Here is a 21328-nt window from a genome sequence, read left to right on the forward strand (position 1 = left end):
CGAGTCTAAGCGCACCCGCGGAGTCCACCGGTCGCGGGTGCGGCAAGGCCCCCGCGAAGGGCCGCGCTGCGTGATCGCCGGATGACCCCGCGTCGCCACGGCCGTTGTGTCCGCCTCCCCGCTTGCCTACCCTCGTCAATGGATCATCCCGCCGCCGGTCCGTTCGTGGGAGAGGGCGTGTTGATGACGAAAAATCGTTGCGGGCAAGGACTTCTGGCCGTGGTGGCCAGTCTGCTCCTGGTGGCGGCGTGCGGCGGCGGCCAACCGACCGAGCCCGCTGGCACGCATGGCGGGCACGGCGGACCGCCCAGCCCCACGGCCACCGGTCCACGCGCCGGTTCGGCCTCTCTCGGCACCCAGCTGACCTCGATGAACCAGGTGATCGACTGGGTCAGGCAGAAGACCGGCGCCTGCGCGGACGCCAAAACTGTGAGCAAGTCCGAACTACCCGGTTACCTGGGTGAGCTGCGGGCGAAGCGGTACGAGCCGTTCATCGCCGAATGGGCCACCTGCGCGGTGCCCGAGCACGCCAAGATCGGCCTGGTGCTGTTCACCCCGGACAAGATCAAGGAATTGCAGCGGTTCTGGCTGCGCGGCCTCGGCGAGGGTTCCCTCACCGAGAACCCGGACTTCGGCTTCGGCAACGGATTCGCGGTCACCTCGGCCGAGTTCGGCACCGAGAAACTCGGCCTGCGCCACCTGTGGTGCAAGCCGGTCAAGGGCGTGCAGGCGGACACCTTCCCGGCGGACGCGGAAGGCTGCGTCTTCGCCGCCCTCCCCGGCCACCACTGACCGCAGCCCACCCATGTCGCCGCCGCCGCTGCGCATCCTGATCGCCGACGACCACCCGCTGTTCCGCATCGGCCTGCGCGACCTGCTCACCGCCGACGGCCACGACATCGTCGGCCTGGCCGCCGACGGCATGGAAGCGGTCCGCCTGGCCGCCGAGACCGCACCGCACCTGGTCCTGATGGACCTGACCATGCCCGTCATGGACGGCTTCGAGGCCACCACCCGGATCCTGGCCAGGAACCCCTCGATCCGAGTGGTCGTCCTCACCGTCGCGGAAGACCAGGAAGCCATCCTCAAGTCCATCAAGGCAGGAGCCGCCGGCTACCTGCTCAAAGGCGCAGGCCCCCCAGAACTCCGCGCCGCCATAACCCAGGCCTGCACCGGCGAACCCCTCACAGCCCCGGCAACCACCCACAACCTGACCGACCGAGAACAAGAACTACTCCGCCTGCTGGCCAGACGACTGGACACCACGGCCATAGCCGACCACCTGCTGGTGAGCCCCAAAACAGTCCGCAACACCATCACCAGACTGCAAACCAAGCTGGGAGTACCGGACAGGGCAGCGCTGATCCGCTACGGCGTCCGGCGAGGGTGGGACGAGTAACAACTGAGGGACAAGCACAGAGACCACGCTGGTTCAGCACCAACCGCACCGTGGGGGTCCGGGGGCTCGGGCCCCCGGGTAGACACTTGGAGCCGAGGTGGCCTGCGCTTCTCAGCAGGCACACCTCGGCTCCGAGCGGAAATCGGGATGACAGGATTTGAACCTGCGACCCTCCGCTCCCAAAGCGGATGCGCTACCAAGCTGCGCCACATCCCGGGGTCTCGTGCAGACCATACCGCGCGACCCGGTAAGCTCACACCGGAGCCCGGCCAACCGGGCCCACGCGGGCGTAGCTCAATGGTAGAGCCCTAGTCTTCCAAACTAGCTACGCGGGTTCGATTCCCGTCGCCCGCTCCACGCTGCTCGCCCCGTGGTCGCGCCTTGGCGCTTCCCCGGGGCGTTTCGCATTTCAGCGGGGGCCGAGCCCCCGCGCCCCCACGCCGGCGGGCTTCGCCCCCGGACCCCCTGTTCGGGCTCGGCTTTGCCGTCGCTTTGGCTCGCTTCGCTTCGTACCTGACGGGTGTCAGGTTTTGGGGTACTGTACCTAACTAATGTCAGGTAACTCGGGTCGTAAGCGTCTTAGTCCTGGTGAGCGGCGGGAAGTGATCCTTCGGGCCGCGGGGGAGGTGTTCGCCTTGCGGGGGTATGGCGGGGCCTCTATGCGGGAGGTGGCTGGTGCGGCTGGGATCACTACGCCTGTGTTGTACGACCACTTCTCGGCCAAAGACGGGTTGTATCGGGCTGTGGTTGAGCGGCATGCGGATGACCTCAACCGGGCTTGGGCGGTGCCGCCGTCGGGGGTGTCGGCGGAGGGGCTGGTTCGGCACACCTTGTCGTTGATCTTTGCGTGGGTTGAGGGGAACGAGGTGGGGTGGCGGCTGCTGTTCGGGGAGCCGCCTGCTGACCCCGCGGTCTCCCCGGCCCACCAACGCGGTCAGCAGGATGCCTCCACCGCGCTCGCCGCGTTGCTGCACCGGCTTCCGCACTTGTCCCTGCCAGTGGGGTTGCCCCGTCCGCAGGCTGAGGCGGCGTTGGCCGAGGGGACGAAGTGGACGTTGAACGCCATGGTGGCGTGGTGGTTGCGGAATCCGGGGGTTAGTCGGGAGCAGGTTGAGGGGCTGACGGCGGATCTGGTTTGGCGGGGGCTTTCTGGGCTGACCGCTTCTACTGAGGGGAACAGCGATGAGTACGACGACTGAGCGCTACCGGGCCGCTGGTGAGGCTGGGGATCTGGCGGGGGTGTTGGCCACGTTGGCTGAGGACGTGGTTCTGCACTCGCCGTTGACCATGCGGGTGCGGTTTGTGGGGAAGCGGGAGGTTCGCGCGGTGCTGACCGTGGCGCTGCGGGAGCTGAAGGGGTTGCGGTATCGGTCTGATGTTGGGGATGAGCGGACTCGGGTTTTGGTGCATACGGCGACTGTTGGGGGGCAGGAGGTTGAGGAGACTGCCCGGGTTGAGGTGAATGAGGAGGGGTTGATCTCGTCGATCACCTTGTCGGTGCGGCCGTTGCCGGGGCTTACCGCGTTGATGGCGGCTTTTGGCGGGCCGATCGCGCGGGAGCTGGGGAAGCCTTGGTGGGTGGTGGCTTTGCTGACCTTGGCCGGGAAGCCGTTGGCGCTGTTGACCAGGGTCGGGGATCGGCGGCTGGTACCGCTGGCCACGCCCGACCGGGGTTAGCTAATGGCGCGGTTGCGGATGAAGTTTCGGTGCCAGGCGAGGTAACTCACCTCGATGTTGTGACCGGCTACTGTCCGCAATTCGCCCATCTTCTCGCCAGTGATCGCGTTGATGATGGTTAGGTCATCCTCGATGACGATGGCGCCTCGATCGAAGCGGGCATGGTCGTTCGGGCACAGGCAGAGGCAGTTTTCGGCGGAGTCTGGGCCGTTGCTTGGCATTCCCAGCGGCTTGATGTGCGCGGTCTCTGCATGGAACGACTTGGGAACCTCTAGCTGGAGCGCACAGACCTGACACCTGCTGTTGTGCTTGTTCTTGACCCACGCTGCCACCGCTCGCAAGCGCTTGACACTGTTACGGATCACCTTCGCGCGCTCGGGGGTGGCGACACCGGGTGGCGCACCCTTCTCAGCCTTGGCCACGAACTCAGCGAGGTTCGCCTCCGCGGTTGAGAAACCCGCCCTGACCACCTTGTAGCGCCACACCAGGTAGCCAGACTTGCCCTTCTCCGACCAGTACGAAGCCACTCGGAAGAGGCCATCGTATCGATAACCTGACGAGGGAGAATACTTCGGATCGCCCTTGTACCCACGAAGCACTCGAACCAGCGCATCCTGCTGCCGGTAACTTGTTCGCAAGGCTGCGTTGCCCTTGGTCATCTTCTGGTCAGCGACCTGTTTCCCGTTCTCATTGCCACCTTCGCCGGTGTAGATGATGATGTCGCCGAGATCGACGTCATCCTCGTAGCCGCCGGAGACGACGATGGACTCGGCACCATCCTTCTCAGTGCCACAGATTCCTGCTTGCCGTTGACGATGCACCAGGGCATCAAAAGCAGCGGCGCGGTCTGGGAAGTGTGTGTCTTCGGGGACCCAGGGCACCTCGCCAAAGCGGTCGAAGTTGATGTCGCCGAGTCCGACTGCGTTCAGCAGGGCCTCGGTGTCCTCGCCGGCGAAGTACTTTTCGATGATCTTCTGCGCGAACTTGTTGCGCACCTTGTGTTCGTGCGCGAGCGTTCGGTACACCGGATCGGTCAGGCCGCCATGCGGATTGTTTCGCGCGAGCCAGCTCACCACACCGGAGCCGTGGGCCGGTGGTACCGGCTCGCTGTAGCCGTCCAGTTCCCACAACTTGGTGCGGGACAGGGCGACGAACGGGTACTCCGGGCTTGCTTGGGCTCCGGGGTGGCCGAACTCCGCGAGTAGTGCGGTTAGCTCTGGGCGGACTGACTGCCAGGCGGTGGTGCGGGGCAAGCCTTGCACTGCTCGGCCGGCGGCCCAGAGCAGGAGTAGTGGTTGGTGGCGGGCTAGTTGGCCAGTTGCGGTGTTGACCCGCAAGTTGTCCAGCAGCCCAACGACGTCCACACCCGCCACGGCCAGCCCTCCCCGCTGTCGTACGTGGCGGTGACACTACCGAGAAGTGCCAGGCGGGGTGGAAAAATTCAGCGTGGGTGGGGTCGTGTCGGTCAGGCGGCGGCCGGGGGCTTCTCGTAGCGGTCCACGTACTCCTGCCCCGACAGCTCCATGATCTGGTACATGATCTCGTCCGTCACCGAGCGCAGGATCGGCAGTGACTCGTTCATGCCGTCGTAGCGGGTGAAGTCCAGCGGGGTGCCGAAGTGGATGGTCACCGGGCGGATGCGCGGGATTTTCTTGCCCAGGGGTTGCAGGCGGTCGGTGCCGATCAGGCCGACGGGGATGACCGGGGCGCCGGAGGTGAGGGCGAGGCGGGCGACGCCGACGTGGCCGCGGTGGAGCTGGCCGTCGCGGGAGCGGGTGCCTTCGGGGTAGATGCCGAAGGCGCCGCCTGCCTGGAGGACTTCCAGGGCGGTGTCCAGGGCCTGGCCTGCGGCTCGGCCCTTGCCGCGTTCGACCGGGATCTGGCCGAGGGCGGTGAAGACCCAGCGCATGACGGCGCCCTTGAGGCCCTTGCCGGTGAAGTACTCGGCCTTGGCCAGGAAGGCGACCTGGCGGGGGACGACCAGGGGGAGCATCAGACTGTCGGCGAAGGAGAGGTGGTTGGCGGCCAGGATGAACGGGCCGTCCTTGGGCAGGTTCTCCAGCCCGAGCACCGTCGGGCGCCACACCAACCGGACCAGCCGACCCAGTAGCCGCTTGAGCAACCTGTACAGCACCGAACCTCCTCGACACGCTCGCTTCGTTGAGCCTACGACCTCAGATGACCGGCGATGGACAGTGTCGTTACGACCGAGGTCGCAACCGGACAATTTCCCGGGTCGTGGTGTGCGCGCTCACCTCGCGGCGCGGAGGCGGGCGCGCACGGTCATCAGGGCGAAGCCGAGCAGGTTCTCCCCCGGCCACCGCGCCGGGTCGGCGGCCCTGGGGTCGTCGGCGGCCAGGCCGATGCCCCAGACCGCGTCCAGTGGGCTGGCCTCGACCAGGACGCGGTCGCCGGTGCCGAGCAGGTAGGCGGCCAGGTCGGGGTGCTGGGTGAACTTGAGTTCGTTGCCGGTGGTGACGATGGCGACGCGGCGGGCGGCCCAGGTGGCCGAGTCGAAGGACTTCACCTGGCGGCCCAGGGTTTTGGCCTCGCCGGGGTCGTCGGCGGCCAGGATGCGGGCCGCGGTGTCCTGGTCCTCGAACAGCAGGGCCTTGTGGAACATCATGTAGTGCTCGGCGCTGCGGAAACGCAGGCCGTCGTCGTCGAGTTCCACCGGCCACCACTGGCTCAGGCAGCCCTTGCCCGCGCTCCCGTCGGACTCGGGCCGGTGGCCCCAGAACAGCAGCAGCTCGGGCCGGTCCGGCCGGGCCAGCAGATCGGCCTTGGTCATGCCGGGATCCTCTCACCCCGGTTCACGCCACTGACCCACAGACAACCGGCCCCGCGTCGACCAGACTCCGCCGGGTGCAGTTGAACCGACACCTGGAGCACTACCTCGGCCCGCCCGAACACGAGTGGGACACCGACGACACCGGCGCGCCGATGCCGTTCCGGATCGCCCAGTTCGGGCCGGACCGGCCCTTCGGCGGGGTGCGCACGCACGCGACCGTCGGGCTGTCCGCGGCCCGGCTGGAACTGCCCGGCGGCGGGTGGGTGTGCCAGGAACTGGTCATGCACACCAGGGACGAGCAGCTGCAGGAGTTCGTGCCCGCGCTGCTGGACCAGGTCGGGGCCGAACTGCTGGGCACCGGACGCGGGCTGGACCGGGGTCAGGTGATCGGGCCGAGGGGGCAGATCTTCCCGGTCGGCGGGCTGACCGCCTTCTACGCGGCGTTACCGGTCTATCTGCCGGATGAGTTCCGGACGGTGCTGGTGACCGACCGGCCGGTGCAGTTGACCTGGCTGATCCCGATCACCACCGGCGAGGCGGAGTTAGCGCTGCGTATCGGCTGGGCGCAGCTGGAGAAGGCATTCGAGAACGAGGACCCGGATCTCACGGATTTCCGCCGGAGCGGTGTTTCCGCGGCTCGCCAGTTCGAATAGAAGAAATGGTGAATGCCGCGCTGGTGTCCCGTTTACGGGGAGGAACACCAGCACGGCGCCTTGCTACCCAGCCACCTACGGTGACGTCCACTCCTTCGAGCTAGCTGTTCTCGGGGATTGTGTTCGTTGTTTCCTGTGCGGGTCGCGGGCCGCACGGGCAATAGTTAACCGGGAATTGGCGCGGCTGTCGCTTCTCGAACGAGTGAGAACATGAGCACTCCTCGTAGTCGGCAAACACCGACCGCAACGGTGACAAGCAGTGACATCGATCTTGCCGCCATCTGGCCGCAACACCCTTCTCGGGTGATAGCTGAGCGTGACGACTTTCTGCTCTGAATGGGTGGTCACGCGGATCCCCGGTCGGGCACAGTTGCCGGCCGCCGTCGAGTGAATCTCACCTGGATGGCCCAGGGGTTCAGGTGACCGCGGCGATGGCGGCGCGGAGTGCGGCCACAGCCGACTGATCGCCTTCGACGGTCAGCTCCGCGGCGTCCCCGCGTCCCCAGAGCCACAGGTCCAGTGCGGAGGCCGGGCCGCGCAGCACCGCGTCCGGTTCGCCGCCGTCGTGGTAGTCGATCACCCACGGGTTCAGGCCGATGGTCCAGGCGCGGCCAGGAACCTCAAGGCGCACAACGTGTTCGCCCACGACCCTGGGCGGCTGGCGGGTGCCCAGCCACAGCGTCAGCAGCTCGTGCACGCCGTCCGCGGCCAGTCCGGCAGGCACCGGGCTGACTGGGCCGAGCGCGGACTCGGCGTCGGCGCGGTGGATCACCGCCTCGTGCGCCATCCGCCGGATCCAGAAGCCCAGCGTGTGGTCCCACGGGCACCAGGTCGCGCAGGGCCGGTCCGCCTGGCGCGGGTCCAGCAGGTCGAGCAGGTTCTCGGCGGAGACGGTGAAGTGGTCCAGCGGGGCCGCGGGGACCGGCATCGGGGCCCGGCGGCGGCCGGTCCGGATCCAGTCCACGACCAGGGCGAACACCTGGCCCAGGTGCGCGGTCAACTGATCCACCGTCCAGCCTGGGCAGGTGGGTACCGGCGCGTCCGGCGGGGCCGTGGTGACGGCGGCCCGGAACTCGCCGATCGCCACCCGCAACGCGAGAGCCAGGGATTCGGGGCGCATGCCCCCACCTTGCCCAAATCCGTTCGCGCCCGTCCAGGACCTGCGGTAGCAACACGGCATGACCTCACCGCTGACGGTCCGCCCGCTCACCGCCGAGACCCTGTCCGATCACCTCGACATCTGCCGCACCGCCTTCTACGCCGAGGCCGACGAGCCCACCCGCGCCGCCCAGCTGCGGCTGTGGGAACCGGCCCGCTTCCGCGGCGTCTTCGACGGGGACGAGCTGATCGGCGGCGGTGGCGTCTGGCCGCGCCGGATCACCCTGCCCGGCACCGGCCCGCAGCCCTTCGCCGGGGTCACCATGGTCGCGGTCGCGCCGGGGCACCGCCGCCGGGGTGCGCTCACCGGGCTGATGCGCTCGCTGCTGCACGACCTGCACGCCGAGGGCGCCGACCCGCTCGCCGCGCTGTGGGCCTCCGAGGGCGGCATCTACGGCCGCTTCGGCTACGGGATCGCGGTGGAGGCCAGCCGGGTCGAGATCGCCAAGGGCGCCCGGTTCCTGCCCACCGTGGACACCGGTACGGACCGGGTGCGCGAGGTGTCCAGGACGGTGGCCGAACCGCTGATCCGCGAACTGCACGCCAAGGTGGCCGAGCAGCGGACCGGCTGGCTGGAACGGGACGAGGACACCTGGCACTACCGGCTGCTCGACGGTCCCCCGCAGCGCGGCGGCAAGCAGGCCTGGCGGTTCGCGGTGCATCCCGAGGGCTACGCGCTGTTCCGGGTCAACGCCGCGCACGACGGACTCAGCCTGGACGTGCAGGAGATCGTCACCGCCACCCCGGCCGGGCACGCCGCGATCTGGCGGCACTTGCTCGACTCCGACCTGGTCAGCTCGATCAACTACTGGGGCTGCGCGCCGGATGAGCCGCTGCGGCACCTGCTGGCCGATCCGCGCGCGGCCAAGACCGAACGCGAGGACTCGCTGTGGGTGCGCCTGGTCGAGGTGGACCGCGCGCTGCCGATGCGCACCTACACCGGCCCGCTGGACACCGTGCTGGAACTGACCGACGAGTTCTGCCCGTGGAACGCGGGCCGGTGGCGGCTGGTCATCGACACCGGCGGGCGGGCCGAGCTGACCCGCACCGAGGACACGCCCGAGCTGACGCTGAGCAGCACCGCGCTGGGCTCGGCCTTCCTCGGCGGGGTCCGGCTGAGCACCCTGGCCGCCGCCGGTCGGGTCCACGAGCACCGGCCCGCCGCGGCGGCCGCGCTGAGCAGGGCTTTCCTGGTCGACCCCGCCCCGCACACGATGGAGATCTTCTGAGTGCGCTGGTTCACCCCACTGTGGGGAACCCCAGCGCCGGGGGTGCCGTTGGACAGGGTGACCGCGGGGGCCACCCGCGGCGCCCTGCGAACGGGAGGCACCCTTGGGTACCGCAATCGTGCTGCTGTTGATCGCGGTGGTGGTGGTCGGCGGGGTGCTCTACGCATCCCGGCAGAAGGCCGCGCGCGCCCAGCAGCAGCTCGCTGACGAGAAGGCCGAGGCCCGCCGCTGGAACGAGCGGCTGGGCGGCCAGGTGCTGAACCTGGTCGGCACCAACGAGGCGGCCCGGCAGGCCCTCTCCGACGCCTCCGGCAGCTACACCGCGGCCGGCTCGCAGATCGAACAGGCCACCTCGGCGGCCCAGGCCCAGCTGGCCAAGCAGACCGCGATGGAGGGCCTGTACTACGTGCGGGCCGCGCGTATCGCGATGGACATGGACCCCGGACCGGAGCTGCCCGACCTCAACGGCCAGCGCGGCGCGGGCACGGTGTCGGAGGACCGCGAGGTCAGCGTGGAGGGCCACCAGTACGCGGTGTCCCGCACACCCAGCTCGCACACCCCGCACTACTTCCCCGGCGGCATGGTGGCAGGCAGGCCGCTGCCGCAGGGCTGGTACAGCGAGCCGATCTGGAAGCCAGCCAGGGCCACCGGTTCCTGGGGCTCGGGCGCGGGCCTGCTCTTCGGCGCGATGTTCGCCGGCATGGCGGGTGTCGCGATCGCGAGCATGGCCGGGGACGTCATCGGCGGCATCGGCGACGGCCTCAGCGATATGGGCGACAGCCTGGCCGACGGTTTCGGCGACTTCGGCGGCGACTGGGGTGGCGGCGGCGGGGGCGGCGACGACTGGTGATCAGTCGGGCTGGCAGCCGGGACACCAATAGAGGTTCCGGCTGACCAGCTCGGCCATGGCCACCGGGGTGCCGCAGATCAGGCAGGGCAGTCCGGCGCGGCGGTAGACGTAGACCTCGCCGCCGTGCCGGTCCACCCGCGGCGCCCGGCCGGTCGCCTCGGGCAGGTGTTCGGGGCGAACGGTGTCGATCCGGCCCACCCGCACGCCGTCGGCCATCAGCACCGCCAGGTCCGCCCAGATCAGCTCCCACTCGGCGCGGGTGAGATCGCGGCCCGCGCGCAACGGCGGGATGTGGTGCCGGAACAGCACTTCGGCCCGGTAGACGTTGCCCACCCCGGCCAGCACCGACTGGTCCATCAGCAGCGCGGCGATCGAGGTCCGGGACTTGCCGATCTTCGCCCAGGCCCGGTCCGGTTCGGCGTCCGCGCGCAGCGGATCGGGGCCCAGCCGGGCGCGCAGGATGTCCAGTTCGGTGTCCCCGAGCAGACGGCAGGCGGTCGGGCCACGCAGGTCCGTCCAGTGCCCCGGGCCGACCAGGCGCATCCTGACCTGGCCCTGCGGCGGCTGCACCGGCAGCTCACTCTCGCTGAAAGTCCCGTACAGCCCCAGATGCACGTGCACGGTGACATCGCCGTAGTGGTGGAACAGGTGCTTGCCGTGCGCCTCGGCGGACTCGAAGACCCGCCCGTCCAGCACGGCCGCCTCGGCGGCGAAGCGACCCTGCGGACTGGACACCGCCACCCGGTGCCCGGCGAACTGCCGGTGGTGCAGCAGGGCGAAACGGTGCAGGGTGTGGCCCTCGGGCAACGTCGGCGCTCCTCGTCGGCTACTTCGGCCACCAGGCGATCACGGACTGGATCGCGTAGGCCAGCACGCAGTAGCCACACACTACGAACCCGCGCAGCACGGCCGAAGCCCGGTCCGCGGTGTCCCGGTGCCGACGCCCCAGCCAGATCCCGGCCACCGCCGCGACCAGCACCAGGAGCACGGCGGCGGCCATCATCTGCAACCCGACGCCGAGCACGCAGTCCGGCTGCCCGCAGGGCGGATCCCCCGGCCCGGACAGCCAGGGCACCAGGGCCGCCTCGCCGAAGTAGAGCACCAGCACGCCCGCGAGCGTGCCAAGGACCGCGACCAGCGGGGTGGCCAGCCAGGTGGTTCGAGATCGACTCACCCGGCTGGCTTACCCGGTCAGGCGCTCGGCAAAGCAGGCGGCTCGCCGGTGCGCTCGTACTCGGTGAGCAGTCCGATCCGGCGGGCGTGCCGCGGCTCGGTGGAGAACTCCCCCGCCAGGAACGCCTCCACGATCGCGGTGGCCTCCTCGGTGCTGTGCATCCGCGCGCCAACCCCGGCCACCAGCGCGTTGTTGTGCTGGCGGGCGAGCTGGGCGGTCTGCACGCTCCAGGTCAGCGCGGCACGGCAGCCGGGGACCTTGTTCGCGGCGATCTGCTCGCCGTTGCCGGAGCCGCCGATCACCACGCCGAGGCTGCCCTCGTCGGCGACCACCCGGCGGGCGGCCTCCACGCAGAAGGGCGGGTAGTCGTCCTCGGCGTCGTAGGTGTGGGGGCCGACGTCGACGACCTCGTGGCCGTGCTCGGACAGGTGGGCGGCGAGGTGGTTTTTCAGCTCGAAGCCCGCGTGGTCGGAACCAAGGTAAACGCGCACGGGCACGCAGTCTGCCAGCCCCGATATTCGCCTGACCTGGGCGGTCGCCTTTGCGAGGCTGGTCACATGACGGTTTTCGAGCAGGACGGTTACCGGGTGCGGCTGGAATGGGGCGGCGAGGGCGTGGCGGCGCTGGCCCCGCACTGCGCGGTGCTGGTCGTGGTGGACGTGCTGGTGTTCACCACCACGGTGGACGTCGTGGTCGGCCGGGGCGCGCGGGTGCTGCCCTTCGCTGTTGACGACGAGGCCGCCAAGGCCGCGGCGGAGGCCCGGGGCGCGATCATGGCCGGGCTGGGGCTCTACACCAGTCCGACCGGGTCGGTGGCCACCAAGGAGAAGTGGTCGCTGCGGCCGTCCTCGCTGACCGGGGTGCCCGCGGGCACGCTGCTCGGGCTGTCCTCCCCCAACGGCGGCACGCTGTGCGCGCGGGCGGCCGCGGCAGGCGCGACCGTGCTGGCCGGGTGTCTGCGCAACGCGAGCGCGGTGGCGGCCAAGGCCCTGGAACTGGCCGGGGACCGGCCGATCGGGATCATCGCGGGCGGTGAGCGCTGGCGGATCAACCCCGAGCGGCCGCTGCGCCCCTCCCTGGAGGACTACCTGGGCGCCGGGGCGATCGCGCACGGGTTGCGGCACGGGCGATCCGGCGAGGCCGAGCTGGCCGCGACCGCCTTCGCCGCGGTGGCGAACCGGGTGCCGGAACTGCTGGCGGACTGCGTGTCCGGGCGGGAGCTGACCGAGGCCGGGCTGTCGGCGGATGTCGAACTGGCCGGGGCGGTAGACAGCAGCACCGTCGCCCCGGTACTCGTGGACGGGATCTTCGGCGCCTAGGAGAGGACGTGCGGTGGACGGTCGCTGGGTCGAGGTCGCCGAGGGCGTGCTGGTGCGCAGGCACACCGAGCTGGATCTCAACACCGGGCTGGTGCTCGGCGAGACGGGCTGCCTGGTGATCGACACCCGTGGGGACGGGGTGCAGGGCGCGGAGCTGGCCGCCGCGGTCCGCGAGGTCACCCCACTGCCCTGGCGGGTGGTGCTCACGCACGCGCACTTCGACCACAGCTTCGGCGCGCAGGCGTTCGAGCCGTGCGAGATCTGGGCGCACGAACGCTGCGGACCGGCGCTGGTCGCGGGTGCGGAAGAGGACCGGAAGGCCTGGAGCGAGTACTACCGCGAGCAGGGCAGGCCCGCGATCGCCGAGGCCATCCTGGCCGCCCGGATCGTGCCGCCGACGCACCCGGTGCGCGAGCCGGTCGAACTGGACCTGGGCGGACGCGTCGCGCACCTGCTCCCAGCCGGGTTCGGGCACACCGACCACGACCTGCTGGTGTGGTTGCCCGAGGTCGAGGTGGTCTTCACCGGCGACCTCGTCGAGCAGGGCGCGCCGCCCGCCTTCAAGGGATCCTGGCCACTGGCCTGGCCTGCGGCGGTGCAGCAGGTGCTGGAACTGACACCGGCGGTGGTGGTGCCGGGGCACGGCGAGCCGGTGGACCGGGCCTTCGTGCGGGAGCAGCTGGCCGAGTTGAGCCGGGTGGCCGAGCTGTGTGCCGAGGTCAGCGCGGGGCGGCTGGACCGGGCTGCGGCGCTGCGTAAATCGCCTTACCCTGAAGACTTCACCGCAGATGCACTCGAAAGTGTGAGGTCTAACCCTGGCTACGCCTAACGGCACCGGATACTTGTGACGCTGAGCCAGCGGTCTGTTGCGTAAAGTCCGACAGTACCTACTCAATCGGGCTTCACCTCGCCTGGCTCGGTGAGCTGAACTATGCTCCGTGTGACAAGTGTCAAGTCAGCGTCGTAGGTGACACCCTGTGATTGCCTGCCACGTGGCGAGGAGGTGCTCGTGCACCAAGAGCCGCAGCCGACCACGACTGCGCAAAGGCCGGTGTACGCCAACGGCTCGCCCACTTTGCCCGAACCCAGCCGTGAGCTGGCCGAAGTGTTGCAGAAGGGCCCGTTCTCCAGAGCCCTGCACCTCGCGATCGAGGCAAGCGGGCTCAGCCTGGACCGGATTCAGTACCGGCTCGCCCAGCGTGGCGTGAAGGTCAGCTTGACCACGCTGAGCTACTGGCGGCATGGGCGTAGCCGCCCGGAGCGGCCGGACTCGCTGCGCGGCGTGCACATCCTCGAAGAGGTGCTGCGCCTGCCGGCCAATTCACTGATGAGCCTGCTCGGTCCGCGCCGTCCGCGCGGCCGGTGGCTCTCGCACACCCCGGGCAGCCTGGACACCGAACGCCTCTGGGAATCCCCGGACGGCCTGACCAAGCTGCTGGAGCGGCTGGAGGTCCCCTCCACCGCACAGCTGACCCGGCTCAGCGTGCACGACACGTACCTGCTGGGCGCGGACCGCTCGGAGAAGAGCCTGCGGGTGCGCGAGGTGGTGCGCGCCGAGGTCGACAAGGTCTCCCGGCACTTCCTCTACTACCGCGGCGACGATCCGGACCGGCCGGCGCCGCTGATCACCTCGACCCGCTACTGCAGGCTCGGCCGGGTGCGCTTCGACCCGGAGAGCAACTTCATGGTGGCCGAGCTGGTGCTCGACCGGGTGCTCTCCGCCGGGGACACCACGATCATGGAGTTCGAGCTGGAGTGCCAGTCGACCACTCCCGCGCACTTCTACGACCGGCGTTTCCGGACTCCCGCCCGGGACTACGTGCTCCAGGTGCACTTCGACCCGGCCATGGTCCCGGCGCGCTGCTTCCGCTACCACCGCCAGCTCGCCAACGCGCCCGAACAGGACGTGCAGGAGCTGTGGGTGGGCGCCTCCAACACCGCGCACTTCGTCTCGCTGGACGTCTCGCCCGGCATCTACGGCGTGCGCTGGGACTGGGACTGACGGCCTAGGACCAGCTCCGGACAAACCGCGGGCCCGCATCCAGCAACGGATGCGGGCCCGCGGTGCGTCGAGACGGGATCAGATAGCGCTGACCCGGTCCGCCTGGGGACCCTTGGGACCCTGGACGACCTCGAACTCCACTGCCTGGTTCTCCTCAAGGGAGCGGTAGCCCGAGCCCTGGATCGCCGAGAAGTGCACGAACACATCAGGTCCGCCGCCGTCCTGGGCAATGAAGCCGAAGCCCTTTTCCGCGTTGAACCACTTGACCTTGCCGGTTGCCATAAAACTCCTCGTCAATGCGAGCGGGGCCACCAATGGCAGTGGACCCGTCTCACCCCCGCGCCGCCCACGAGCAGGCCTCGTGGACTATGCGAGCGGCCATGACGCTACAGGGTGACACCGACGGGAAACAGGTGGGCACGAAGAGAACCCTGATGACCTGGACGGATTCCACCGGACGCCGATCACCCGTTCGGGGGCCACGAACCAGGTCGACGGGCGCGTGACCAGGCCGTTGAGTGATCAGAGCCGGAGTAGTCGGCCCGGCACAGCCAGTGGCCGGGCGAGGCCATGATTTTCCGATCACCCGAAGGGCCGCGCCGGGCTGCCCGCGCCACTGGACCATCGGGCCGTCCCGGTCCGGTCCGGCAGGCCGGTTTCCGGGCCCTGACAGCGTTTCTGCGGGCCGTCAGGACCCGGGGCGGGGTCATCCGGCGAAGGGGCTCAGCACTCGATCACGTTGACGGCCAGGCCGCCCCGCGCGGTTTCCTTGTACTTGACCTTCATGTCGGCGCCGGTCTCGCGCATGGTCTTGATCGCCTTGTCCAGCGAGACGAAGTGCGTGCCGTCCCCGCGCAGCGCCATCCGGGAGGCGGTGATGGCCTTGATCGAGGCGACCGCGTTGCGCTCGATGCACGGGATCTGCACCAGGCCGCCGATCGGGTCGCAGGTCAGGCCCAGGTTGTGCTCCAGGGCGATCTCCGCGGCGTTCTCCACCTGCTCCGGGGTGCCGCCCAGCACCTCGGTGAGACCGGCCGCGGCCATCGAGCAGGCCGAGCCCACCTCGCCCTGGCAGCCGACCTCGGCGCCGGAGATGGAGGCGTTCTCCTTGAACAACTGGCCGATGGCGCCCGCGGTGAGCAGGAAGCGGACCACGCCGTCCTCGGTGGCGCCGGGCACGAACCGGGCGTAGTAGTGCAGCACCGCGGGCACGATCCCGGCCGCGCCGTTGGTGGGCGCGGTGACCACCCGGCCGCCGGCGGCGTTCTCCTCGTTGACCGCCAGCGCGAACAGGGTCACCCAGTCCATCACCCGCAGCGGGTCGGTGGTGTAGTGCTCGTTGGACAGGGTCTGGAACAGCCCCGCCGCCCGCCGCTGCACCTTGAGCCCGCCGGGCAGGGTGCCCTCCCGCGCGCAGCCGCTGCGCACGCAGTCCTGGATGACCTGCCAGATGTGCAGCAGGCCGCTACGCACCTCGGCCTCCGGGCGCCAGGACAACTCGTTGGCCAGCATCACGCCGCTGATCGGCAGGCCGGTCTCGATGGTGCGTTCCAGCAGCTCCACGCCGTTGCGGAAGGGGTGCCGGACCGGGGTGTCGTCGACCTTGATCCGGTCGGCGCCCGCGGCGGTCTCGTCCACCACGAAACCGCCGCCCACCGAGTAGTAGGTCCGCGAGCGCAGTACCTGCCCGGTGGCGTCCAGGGCGGCGAAGGTCATGCCATTGGGGTGGTACGGCAACGACTTGCGCCGGTGCATGACCAGGTCGGTCCGCTCCTCGAAGGCGATCTCGTGGCTGTCCAGCAGCCGCAGCCTGCGCCGTTCGCGGATGCCGGCCACCCTCGGCTCCACCGAGGCGGTGTCCACCGTCTCCGGATCCTCGCCCTCCAGGCCGAGCAGCACCGCCTTGTCGCTGCCGTGCCCGTGGCCGGTGGCGCCGAGTGAGCCGAACAGCTCCGAGCGCACCGTCACCGTGTCGGCCAGCAGCCCGTCCGCCTTCAGGCCGTTGGCGAACGTGCATGCGGCCCGCATCGGCCCCACCGTGTGGGAACTGGACGGTCCGATACCGATCTTGAACAGCTCAAAGACGCTGATTGCCAACTCGCCACGCTCCGTTGAGTGGGGATGGGGCGGCGGCCCCATCCGGTCACCTACGAGTGTGACATGGCGGGCGGAGTGGCCTGGTTAACGCTGAATGGCTTTCAGTTCAGTGAATTCCTCCAGCCCGTGCAGGCCCATCTCCCGCCCGTTGCCGGACTGCTTGTAGCCGCCGAAGGGCGCCACCGGGTTGAACGCGCCGCCGTTGACGTCCACCTGGCCGGTGCGCATCCGCCGGGCGATGGCCAGCGCGCGGTCGGCGTCGGCGGAGTAGACCGAGCCGGCCAGGCCGTAGATGGAGTCGTTGGCGATGGCCACCGCCTCGTCCTCATCGGCGTAGGGCAGCACGGCCAGCACCGGCCCGAAGATCTCCTCCTGGGCGATGACCATGTCGTTGCGCACGTTGGCGAACACGGTCGGCCGGACGTAGTAGCCGACCGGGGTCTCCGCCGGGGTGTCCGCGCCGCCGATGGCCAGCGTGGCGCCCTCGTCGATGCCCTGCTGGATGTAGCCCTTGACCCGCTCCTGCTGGGCCTTGGTGACCATCGGGCCGACCCTGGTGGCCGGGTCCGTGGGGTCGCCGGGGGTGTACTTGGCCGCGACGTCGGTGAGCAGGCTCACGAATTCGTCGTGCAGCCGCGCCGGGATCAGCACCCTGGTGCGCGCGGTGCAGGTCTGGCCGCTGTTGATGAAGCAGTGCGCGATGGCCTGCTTGGCCGCGGCGGCCAGGTCGGCGTCGTCGAGGATGATGTTGGCGGATTTGCCGCCCAGCTCCAGCGAAACCCGCTTCACCGTCTCCGCGCCCACCGCGGAGATCCGGCGCCCGGCTGCGGTGGAGCCGGTGAAGGAGATCATGTCCACCAGCGGGTGCGACACGATCGCCTCGCCCACGGTCGGTCCGAACCCGTGCACCAGGTGGAAAACACCCTCCGGCACCCCGGCTTCGCGCACGATCCCGGCGAAGGCCTCGGCGGTGAGCGGGGTCACCTCGCTCGGCTTGAGCACCACGGTGCAGCCTGCCACCAGCGCGGGCACCACCTTGGCCACCACCTGGTGCAGCGGGTAGTTCCACGGGGTGATCGCGCCCACCACGCCGATCGGCTCGCGCAGCACCAGCGAGTTGCCGATCTCCTCGCTGAAGTCGTAGCCGCCGTCGATCAGGTCCACGATCCCGCCTGCCACCGCCACCGGCAGGCTGGCCTGCACCCTGGTGGAGAAGCTGATCGGCGACCCCATCTCGGCGGTGATCAGCTCGGCCAGCTCGTCCCGCCGGGCCGCGACGCCCTCGGCGATCCGGCGGCCGATCGCGGCCCGTTCGGCCAGCGGGGTGGCCGCCCAGCCGGGGAAGGCCGCGTGCGCCGCCCGGACCGCGGTGTCCACCTCGGCGGCGGTGCTGGCCTTGACCGACCCAATGACCTGTTCGGTGGCCGGGTTGACCACCTCGATGAGTTCGTTCGCCATGGGATCAGGGTGTCATGGGTTGTGCTGGGAGTTCGGGTAGCGAACCAGGTGGTGTCCACAAGGGACCGCGGGACCGCCCGCCTGCCACACCGGCGGGCGGTCCGCGCCTGGACTCAGGAGAAGTCCGGGTCCTCCGTGCGGGTCCGCTTCAGCTCGAAGAAGTGCGGGTACCCGGCCAGCAGCCGGGCGCCGTCGAAGACCTTGCCCGCGTCCTCGCCACGCGGGATCTTGGACAGCACCGGGCCGAAGAAGGCCACCCCGTCCACGTGGATGGTGGGCGTGCCCACATCCATGCCCACCGGGTCCATGCCCGCGTGGTGGCTGGCGGTCAGCTCCTCGTCGTACTCGGTCGAACTCGCCGCCTCGGCCAGCTCGGCGGGCAGGCCCAGCTCGGCCAGCGACTCCTTGATCACGCCGTCCAGGTCGCCGCCGCGGCCCTCGTTGTGGATCCGGGTGCCCAGCGCGGTGTAGAGCGGGCGGAGGATGTCCGGGCCGTGCGACTTGGCCGCGGCGATGGCCACCCGGACCGGCCCCCAGCCCTTGTCCAGCAGCTCCTGGTACTGCTCCGGCACATCGCGGCCGGAGTTCAGCACGGACAGGCTCATCACCCGGAAGTGCAAGTCGATGTCGCGGACCTGCTCGACCTCCAGGATCCACCGCGAGCTGATCCACGCCCACGGGCAGATCGGGTCGAAGTAGAAGTCGACGCGGGGGGTCTCACCGCTCATGACGCCTCTTTCGGTTTATGACTGTTGACGAGCCACTGGCAGCACGTCCTGCCTGCTACCAACCCCGCGCGGGGGCGAACTCTTCCCGGAGTCGGGAAACCGTTTCGACGTTCGTGGTTTGATGCCTGACGTCGTGCATCCCCAAGAGCAAGAACACGAGGTGACCCGTGGCCGCACCGAACCTCACGGTCGAGCAGGCACAGCAGCGTGCCGCGCTGCTGGAGGTGGAGTCCTACGCGATCGAGCTGGACCTCACCAACGGCTCCGGCGGGCCGGGCGAGAACACTTTCCGCTCGACCAGCACGGTCCGTTTCGCCAGCCGTGAGACCGGCGCCCAGACCTTCGTCGACCTGGTCGCGGCCGGGGTGCGCAGGGCCGTGCTCAACGGCGTGGAGCTGGACGTCTCCGCCTTCCGCGAGGAGGACGGGATCGTCCTGCCCGGCCTGGCCGAGCGCAACGAGCTGGTCATCGAGGCGGACTGCCGGTTCATGAACACCGGCGAGGGCGTGCACCGCTTCGTCGACCCGGTGGACGACGGGGTGTACCTGTACACCCAGTTCGAGACCGCGGACGCCAAGCGCATGTTCGCCTGCTTCGACCAGCCGGACCTGAAGTCGGTCTACCAGCTCACCGTGCTGGCCCCGGCGGACTGGAAGGTGCTCTCCAACAGCGCCACCGAGGTCGTGGAGAAGGTCGACGGCGGCGCCAAGCACGTCTTCGAGACCACCAAGCCGATGTCGACCTACCTGGTCGCGCTGGTCGCCGGTCCGTACGCGGAGTGGCGCGATGTGTACACCGACAGCGAGGGCGAGATCCCGCTGGGCCTGTACGTGCGCGCCTCGCTGGCCGAGTTCGCCGACAGCGAGCGGCTGTTCACCGAGACCAAGCAGGGCTTCGAGTTCTTCAACAACGCCTTCGGGGTGCGCTACCCCTTCGGCAAGTACGACCAGTGCTTCGTGCCGGAGTTCAACGCGGGCGCGATGGAGAACGCGGGCTGCGTGACCTTCCGCGAGGAGTACATCTTCCGCTCCAGGGTCACCCGCTACGACTACGAGCGCCGCTGCGAGACGCTGCTGCACGAGATGGCGCACATGTGGTTCGGCGACCTGGTCACCATGCGCTGGTGGGACGACCTGTGGCTGAACGAGTCCTTCGCCACCTGGGCCTCGGTGCTCGCGCAGGCCTCGGCCACCGAGTACAAGCACGCTTGGACCTCCTTCGCCAACATCGAGAAGTCCTGGGCCTACCGCCAGGACCAGTTGCCCTCCACCCACCCGGTCGCCTGCGAGATGCCCGACCTGGAGGCCGTGGAGGTCAACTTCGACGGCATCACCTACGCCAAGGGCGCCAGCGTGCTCAAGCAGCTGGTGGCCTACGTGGGGCTGGACAACTTCCTGGCCGGGCTGCGGGTCTACTTCGACAAGCACGCATGGGACAACGCCACCCTGGCCGACCTGCTGGTCGCGCTGGAGCAGGCCTCCGGCCGGGACCTGTCCTGGTGGAGCGCGCAGTGGCTGCAGACCACCGGCCTGAACTCGCTGCGGGCCCGCTTCGCGGTGGACGCCGAGGGCAGGTTCACCGAGTTCGCGGTGCTGCAGGGCGGCGCCCGGCCCGGCGCCGGTGAGCTGCGCACGCACCGGCTGGCCATCGGCGTCTACGCCGACGACGCCGACGGGAAGCTGGTCCGGGTGCACCGGGTCGAGGTCGACGTGGACGGCGAGCGCACCGACGTGCCCGAGCTGGTCGGCGTGCACCGCGGCAAGCTGGTGCTGGTCAACGACGACGACCTGACCTACTGCACGATGCGGCTGGACCCGGACTCGCTGGTCACCCTGATCGACCGGATCGCGCACATCACCGAGCCGCTGCCGCGCACGCTGTGCTGGTCGGCGGCCTGGGAGATGACCCGCGAGGCCGAGCTGAAGGCCCGCGACTTCGTCACCCTGGTGCTCGGCGGCGTGCACGCCGAGACCGAGGTCGGCGTGGTGCAGCGGCTGCTGGCCCAGGCCCAGACCGCGCTGTCCTCCTACGCCGACCCGTCCTGGCGGCCGGAGGGCTGGTCCCGCTTCTCCACCCGCATCCTGGACCTGGCCACCACCGCGGAACCGGGTTCGGACCACCAGCTCGCCTTCGCCAACGCGCTGACCTCCTCGGTGCTCGGCGAGACCGAGCTGGCGGTGCTGCAGGGCTGGTATGACGGCACCAACGTGCTCGACGGCCTGGTGGTGGACGCGGACCTGCGCTGGCGGGTGCTGCGGGCCCTGGTGGCGCACGCCCGCGCGGACGAGACCGACGTGGCGGCCGAGCTGGCGCGCGATGCCACCGCCACCGGTCAGCGGCAGGCCGAGCTGGCCACCGCGCTGATCCCGACCGAGGAGAACAAGGCGGAGACCTGGCGGCGGGCCGTGCACGACGACGAGCTGTCCAACTCCACCAACGAGTCGCTGATCAACGGCTTCTCCCACCCCGGCCAGAAGGAGCTGCTCGCCGGGTACACCGGCCGCTACTTCGCCGAGGTGTCCGAGGTCTGGCAGCGCCGCGGCAGCGACCGGGCCATGCCGGTGGTGGTCGGCCTGTTCCCGTCCTGGGCGGTGGAGCAGGCCACGGTCAAGGCCGCGGACGCCTGGATCGCCTCGGACACCCACCCGCCCGCGCTGCTGCGCCTGGTGAACGAGGGCCGGGCCGGGATCGTCCGGGCGCTGGCCGCCCGCGAGTTCGACCGCTCCTGACAAGCCGAAGCGGCGGCGTCCCCCTCAGCCCGAGGGTGACGCCGCCGCTTCGGTCAGTTCAGTC

The 21328-nt window shown here is 69.8% G+C and carries 22 protein-coding genes and 2 tRNA genes; 12 read left to right on the forward strand and 12 right to left on the reverse strand.

Translation table 11 applies throughout. The features are described from left to right. The first annotated feature begins 222 nt into the window (after positions 1–222). Together ACTOWY_RS04280 and ACTOWY_RS04285 are read left to right on the forward strand one after the other, a co-directional pair. Complete coding sequence (locus ACTOWY_RS04280; protein ID WP_441308279.1) at positions 223–792, forward strand: hypothetical protein; 570 nt, start codon at positions 223–225, stop codon at positions 790–792. Between the two features lie 13 nt (positions 793–805). Continuing rightward, on the forward strand, positions 806–1399 hold the full coding sequence (locus ACTOWY_RS04285; RefSeq protein WP_441308280.1) for a response regulator: 594 nt from the start codon (positions 806–808) through the stop codon (positions 1397–1399). Positions 1400–1541: 142 nt separating this feature from the next. Here the strand turns inward: ACTOWY_RS04285 and ACTOWY_RS04290 are convergent. Further along, positions 1542–1615, reverse strand: a tRNA-Pro gene (locus tag ACTOWY_RS04290). 67 nt (positions 1616–1682) lie between these two features. Between ACTOWY_RS04290 and ACTOWY_RS04295 the strand changes: the two genes are divergently transcribed. The 3 genes from ACTOWY_RS04295 (at position 1683) to ACTOWY_RS04305 (ending at position 3076) form a co-directional block, all read left to right on the forward strand. Then, a tRNA-Gly gene (locus ACTOWY_RS04295) sits at positions 1683–1756 on the forward strand. Between the two features lie 194 nt (positions 1757–1950). Further along, positions 1951–2598 (forward strand): TetR/AcrR family transcriptional regulator, encoded by a 648-nt coding sequence (locus tag ACTOWY_RS04300; RefSeq protein WP_441308281.1) that lies wholly within the window; start codon positions 1951–1953, stop codon positions 2596–2598. After that, positions 2582–3076: a nuclear transport factor 2 family protein gene (locus tag ACTOWY_RS04305; RefSeq protein ID WP_441308282.1), complete on the forward strand. Its 495-nt coding sequence runs from the start codon at positions 2582–2584 to the stop codon at positions 3074–3076. The genes ACTOWY_RS04300 and ACTOWY_RS04305 overlap by 17 nt, the downstream gene beginning before the upstream one ends. Here the strand turns inward: ACTOWY_RS04305 and ACTOWY_RS04310 are convergent. The 3 genes from ACTOWY_RS04310 to ACTOWY_RS04320 form a co-directional block, all read right to left on the reverse strand. Continuing rightward, positions 3073–4449, reverse strand: a complete 1377-nt coding sequence (locus ACTOWY_RS04310) for a YDG/SRA domain-containing protein (protein ID WP_441308283.1) — start codon at positions 4447–4449, stop codon at positions 3073–3075. The two genes, ACTOWY_RS04305 and ACTOWY_RS04310, sit on opposite strands and share 4 nt — an antisense overlap. Positions 4450–4541: 92 nt before the next feature. After that, a complete protein-coding gene (locus ACTOWY_RS04315) occupies positions 4542–5210 on the reverse strand; it encodes a lysophospholipid acyltransferase family protein (RefSeq protein WP_441308284.1) in 669 nt (222 codons plus the stop codon). A gap of 117 nt (positions 5211–5327) precedes the next feature. Further along, a complete protein-coding gene (locus tag ACTOWY_RS04320) occupies positions 5328–5867 on the reverse strand; it encodes an NADAR family protein (RefSeq protein WP_441308285.1) in 540 nt (179 codons plus the stop codon). 74 nt (positions 5868–5941) lie between these two features. Here ACTOWY_RS04320 and ACTOWY_RS04325 point away from each other — a divergent pair, with 74 nt between their 5' ends. Then, on the forward strand, positions 5942–6520 hold the full coding sequence (locus ACTOWY_RS04325; protein ID WP_441308286.1) for a suppressor of fused domain protein: 579 nt from the start codon (positions 5942–5944) through the stop codon (positions 6518–6520). A 415-nt stretch (positions 6521–6935) separates the two neighbouring features. On the opposite strand, the gene ACTOWY_RS04330 is transcribed toward ACTOWY_RS04325, so the two are convergent. After that, positions 6936–7640, reverse strand: a complete 705-nt coding sequence (locus ACTOWY_RS04330; protein ID WP_441308287.1) for a maleylpyruvate isomerase family mycothiol-dependent enzyme — start codon at positions 7638–7640, stop codon at positions 6936–6938. A gap of 58 nt (positions 7641–7698) precedes the next feature. Between ACTOWY_RS04330 and ACTOWY_RS04335 the strand changes: the two genes are divergently transcribed. Further along, positions 7699–8907: a GNAT family N-acetyltransferase gene (locus tag ACTOWY_RS04335; RefSeq protein ID WP_441308288.1), complete on the forward strand. Its 1209-nt coding sequence runs from the start codon at positions 7699–7701 to the stop codon at positions 8905–8907. Between the two features lie 103 nt (positions 8908–9010). Next, positions 9011–9757: a hypothetical protein gene (locus tag ACTOWY_RS04340; RefSeq protein ID WP_441308289.1), complete on the forward strand. Its 747-nt coding sequence runs from the start codon at positions 9011–9013 to the stop codon at positions 9755–9757. On the opposite strand, the gene ACTOWY_RS04345 is transcribed toward ACTOWY_RS04340, so the two are convergent. From ACTOWY_RS04345 to ACTOWY_RS04355, 3 genes are read right to left on the reverse strand one after another with little or no spacing between them, the layout of a single operon-like run. Next, positions 9758–10564 carry an Fpg/Nei family DNA glycosylase gene (locus ACTOWY_RS04345; protein WP_441308290.1) on the reverse strand — a complete coding sequence of 269 codons (807 nt, stop codon included), beginning with the start codon at positions 10562–10564 and terminating at the stop codon, positions 9758–9760. A gap of 19 nt (positions 10565–10583) precedes the next feature. Next, on the reverse strand, positions 10584–10931 hold the full coding sequence (locus tag ACTOWY_RS04350) for a hypothetical protein (RefSeq protein ID WP_441308291.1): 348 nt from the start codon (positions 10929–10931) through the stop codon (positions 10584–10586). A 17-nt stretch (positions 10932–10948) separates the two neighbouring features. Further along, entirely contained in the window at positions 10949–11422 is a 474-nt protein-coding gene (locus ACTOWY_RS04355; protein WP_247759185.1) for a ribose-5-phosphate isomerase, read from the reverse strand. Between the two features lie 66 nt (positions 11423–11488). Here ACTOWY_RS04355 and ACTOWY_RS04360 point away from each other — a divergent pair, with 66 nt between their 5' ends. From ACTOWY_RS04360 to ACTOWY_RS04370, 3 genes are all read left to right on the forward strand, one after another. Next, the gene (locus ACTOWY_RS04360) at positions 11489–12250 is read left to right on the forward strand and encodes a 2-phosphosulfolactate phosphatase (RefSeq protein WP_441308292.1); all 762 of its coding nucleotides are present in this window, start codon (positions 11489–11491) and stop codon (positions 12248–12250) included. A 13-nt stretch (positions 12251–12263) separates the two neighbouring features. Next, positions 12264–13079 (forward strand): MBL fold metallo-hydrolase, encoded by an 816-nt coding sequence (locus ACTOWY_RS04365; protein WP_441308293.1) that lies wholly within the window; start codon positions 12264–12266, stop codon positions 13077–13079. A 180-nt stretch (positions 13080–13259) separates the two neighbouring features. Next, positions 13260–14252 (forward strand): hypothetical protein, encoded by a 993-nt coding sequence (locus ACTOWY_RS04370; RefSeq protein ID WP_221489858.1) that lies wholly within the window; start codon positions 13260–13262, stop codon positions 14250–14252. A 78-nt stretch (positions 14253–14330) separates the two neighbouring features. On the opposite strand, the gene ACTOWY_RS04375 is transcribed toward ACTOWY_RS04370, so the two are convergent. From ACTOWY_RS04375 to ACTOWY_RS04390, 4 genes are all read right to left on the reverse strand, one after another. Beyond that, entirely contained in the window at positions 14331–14534 is a 204-nt protein-coding gene (locus ACTOWY_RS04375; RefSeq protein ID WP_185002108.1) for a cold-shock protein, read from the reverse strand. A 441-nt stretch (positions 14535–14975) separates the two neighbouring features. Next, on the reverse strand, positions 14976–16349 hold the full coding sequence (locus tag ACTOWY_RS04380) for an L-serine ammonia-lyase (protein WP_441308294.1): 1374 nt from the start codon (positions 16347–16349) through the stop codon (positions 14976–14978). A gap of 84 nt (positions 16350–16433) precedes the next feature. Continuing rightward, complete coding sequence (locus ACTOWY_RS04385; RefSeq protein ID WP_441308295.1) at positions 16434–17807, reverse strand: aldehyde dehydrogenase family protein; 1374 nt, start codon at positions 17805–17807, stop codon at positions 16434–16436. 113 nt (positions 17808–17920) lie between these two features. Then, positions 17921–18535, reverse strand: a complete 615-nt coding sequence (locus tag ACTOWY_RS04390; RefSeq protein WP_441308296.1) for a mycothiol-dependent nitroreductase Rv2466c family protein — start codon at positions 18533–18535, stop codon at positions 17921–17923. Between the two features lie 167 nt (positions 18536–18702). Between ACTOWY_RS04390 and pepN the strand changes: the two genes are divergently transcribed. Then, positions 18703–21264: an aminopeptidase N gene (gene pepN / locus ACTOWY_RS04395; protein WP_441308297.1), complete on the forward strand. Its 2562-nt coding sequence runs from the start codon at positions 18703–18705 to the stop codon at positions 21262–21264. Positions 21265–21328: the final 64 nt, after the last annotated feature.

Source organism: Crossiella sp. CA198, assembly GCF_052078295.1.
Classification (GTDB): Bacteria; Actinomycetota; Actinomycetes; order Mycobacteriales; family Pseudonocardiaceae; genus Crossiella.

What these genes read in the sequence shown, in the direction of transcription:
- ACTOWY_RS04285 (WP_441308280.1), top strand. Translation starts at nt 806, where the DNA reads ATGTCGCCGCCGCCGCTGCGCATCCTGATCGCCGACGACCACCCGCTG.
- ACTOWY_RS04300 (WP_441308281.1), top strand. Translation starts at nt 1,951, where the DNA reads ATGTCAGGTAACTCGGGTCGTAAGCGTCTTAGTCCTGGTGAGCGGCGG.
- ACTOWY_RS04305 (WP_441308282.1), top strand. Translation starts at nt 2,582, where the DNA reads ATGAGTACGACGACTGAGCGCTACCGGGCCGCTGGTGAGGCTGGGGAT.
- ACTOWY_RS04320 (WP_441308285.1), bottom strand. Translation starts at nt 5,867, where the DNA reads ATGACCAAGGCCGATCTGCTGGCCCGGCCGGACCGGCCCGAGCTGCTG.
- ACTOWY_RS04330 (WP_441308287.1), bottom strand. Translation starts at nt 7,640, where the DNA reads ATGCGCCCCGAATCCCTGGCTCTCGCGTTGCGGGTGGCGATCGGCGAG.
- ACTOWY_RS04335 (WP_441308288.1), top strand. Translation starts at nt 7,699, where the DNA reads ATGACCTCACCGCTGACGGTCCGCCCGCTCACCGCCGAGACCCTGTCC.
- ACTOWY_RS04360 (WP_441308292.1), top strand. Translation starts at nt 11,489, where the DNA reads ATGACGGTTTTCGAGCAGGACGGTTACCGGGTGCGGCTGGAATGGGGC.
- ACTOWY_RS04375 (WP_185002108.1), bottom strand. Translation starts at nt 14,534, where the DNA reads ATGGCAACCGGCAAGGTCAAGTGGTTCAACGCGGAAAAGGGCTTCGGC.
- ACTOWY_RS04385 (WP_441308295.1), bottom strand. Translation starts at nt 17,807, where the DNA reads ATGGCGAACGAACTCATCGAGGTGGTCAACCCGGCCACCGAACAGGTC.
- ACTOWY_RS04390 (WP_441308296.1), bottom strand. Translation starts at nt 18,535, where the DNA reads ATGAGCGGTGAGACCCCCCGCGTCGACTTCTACTTCGACCCGATCTGC.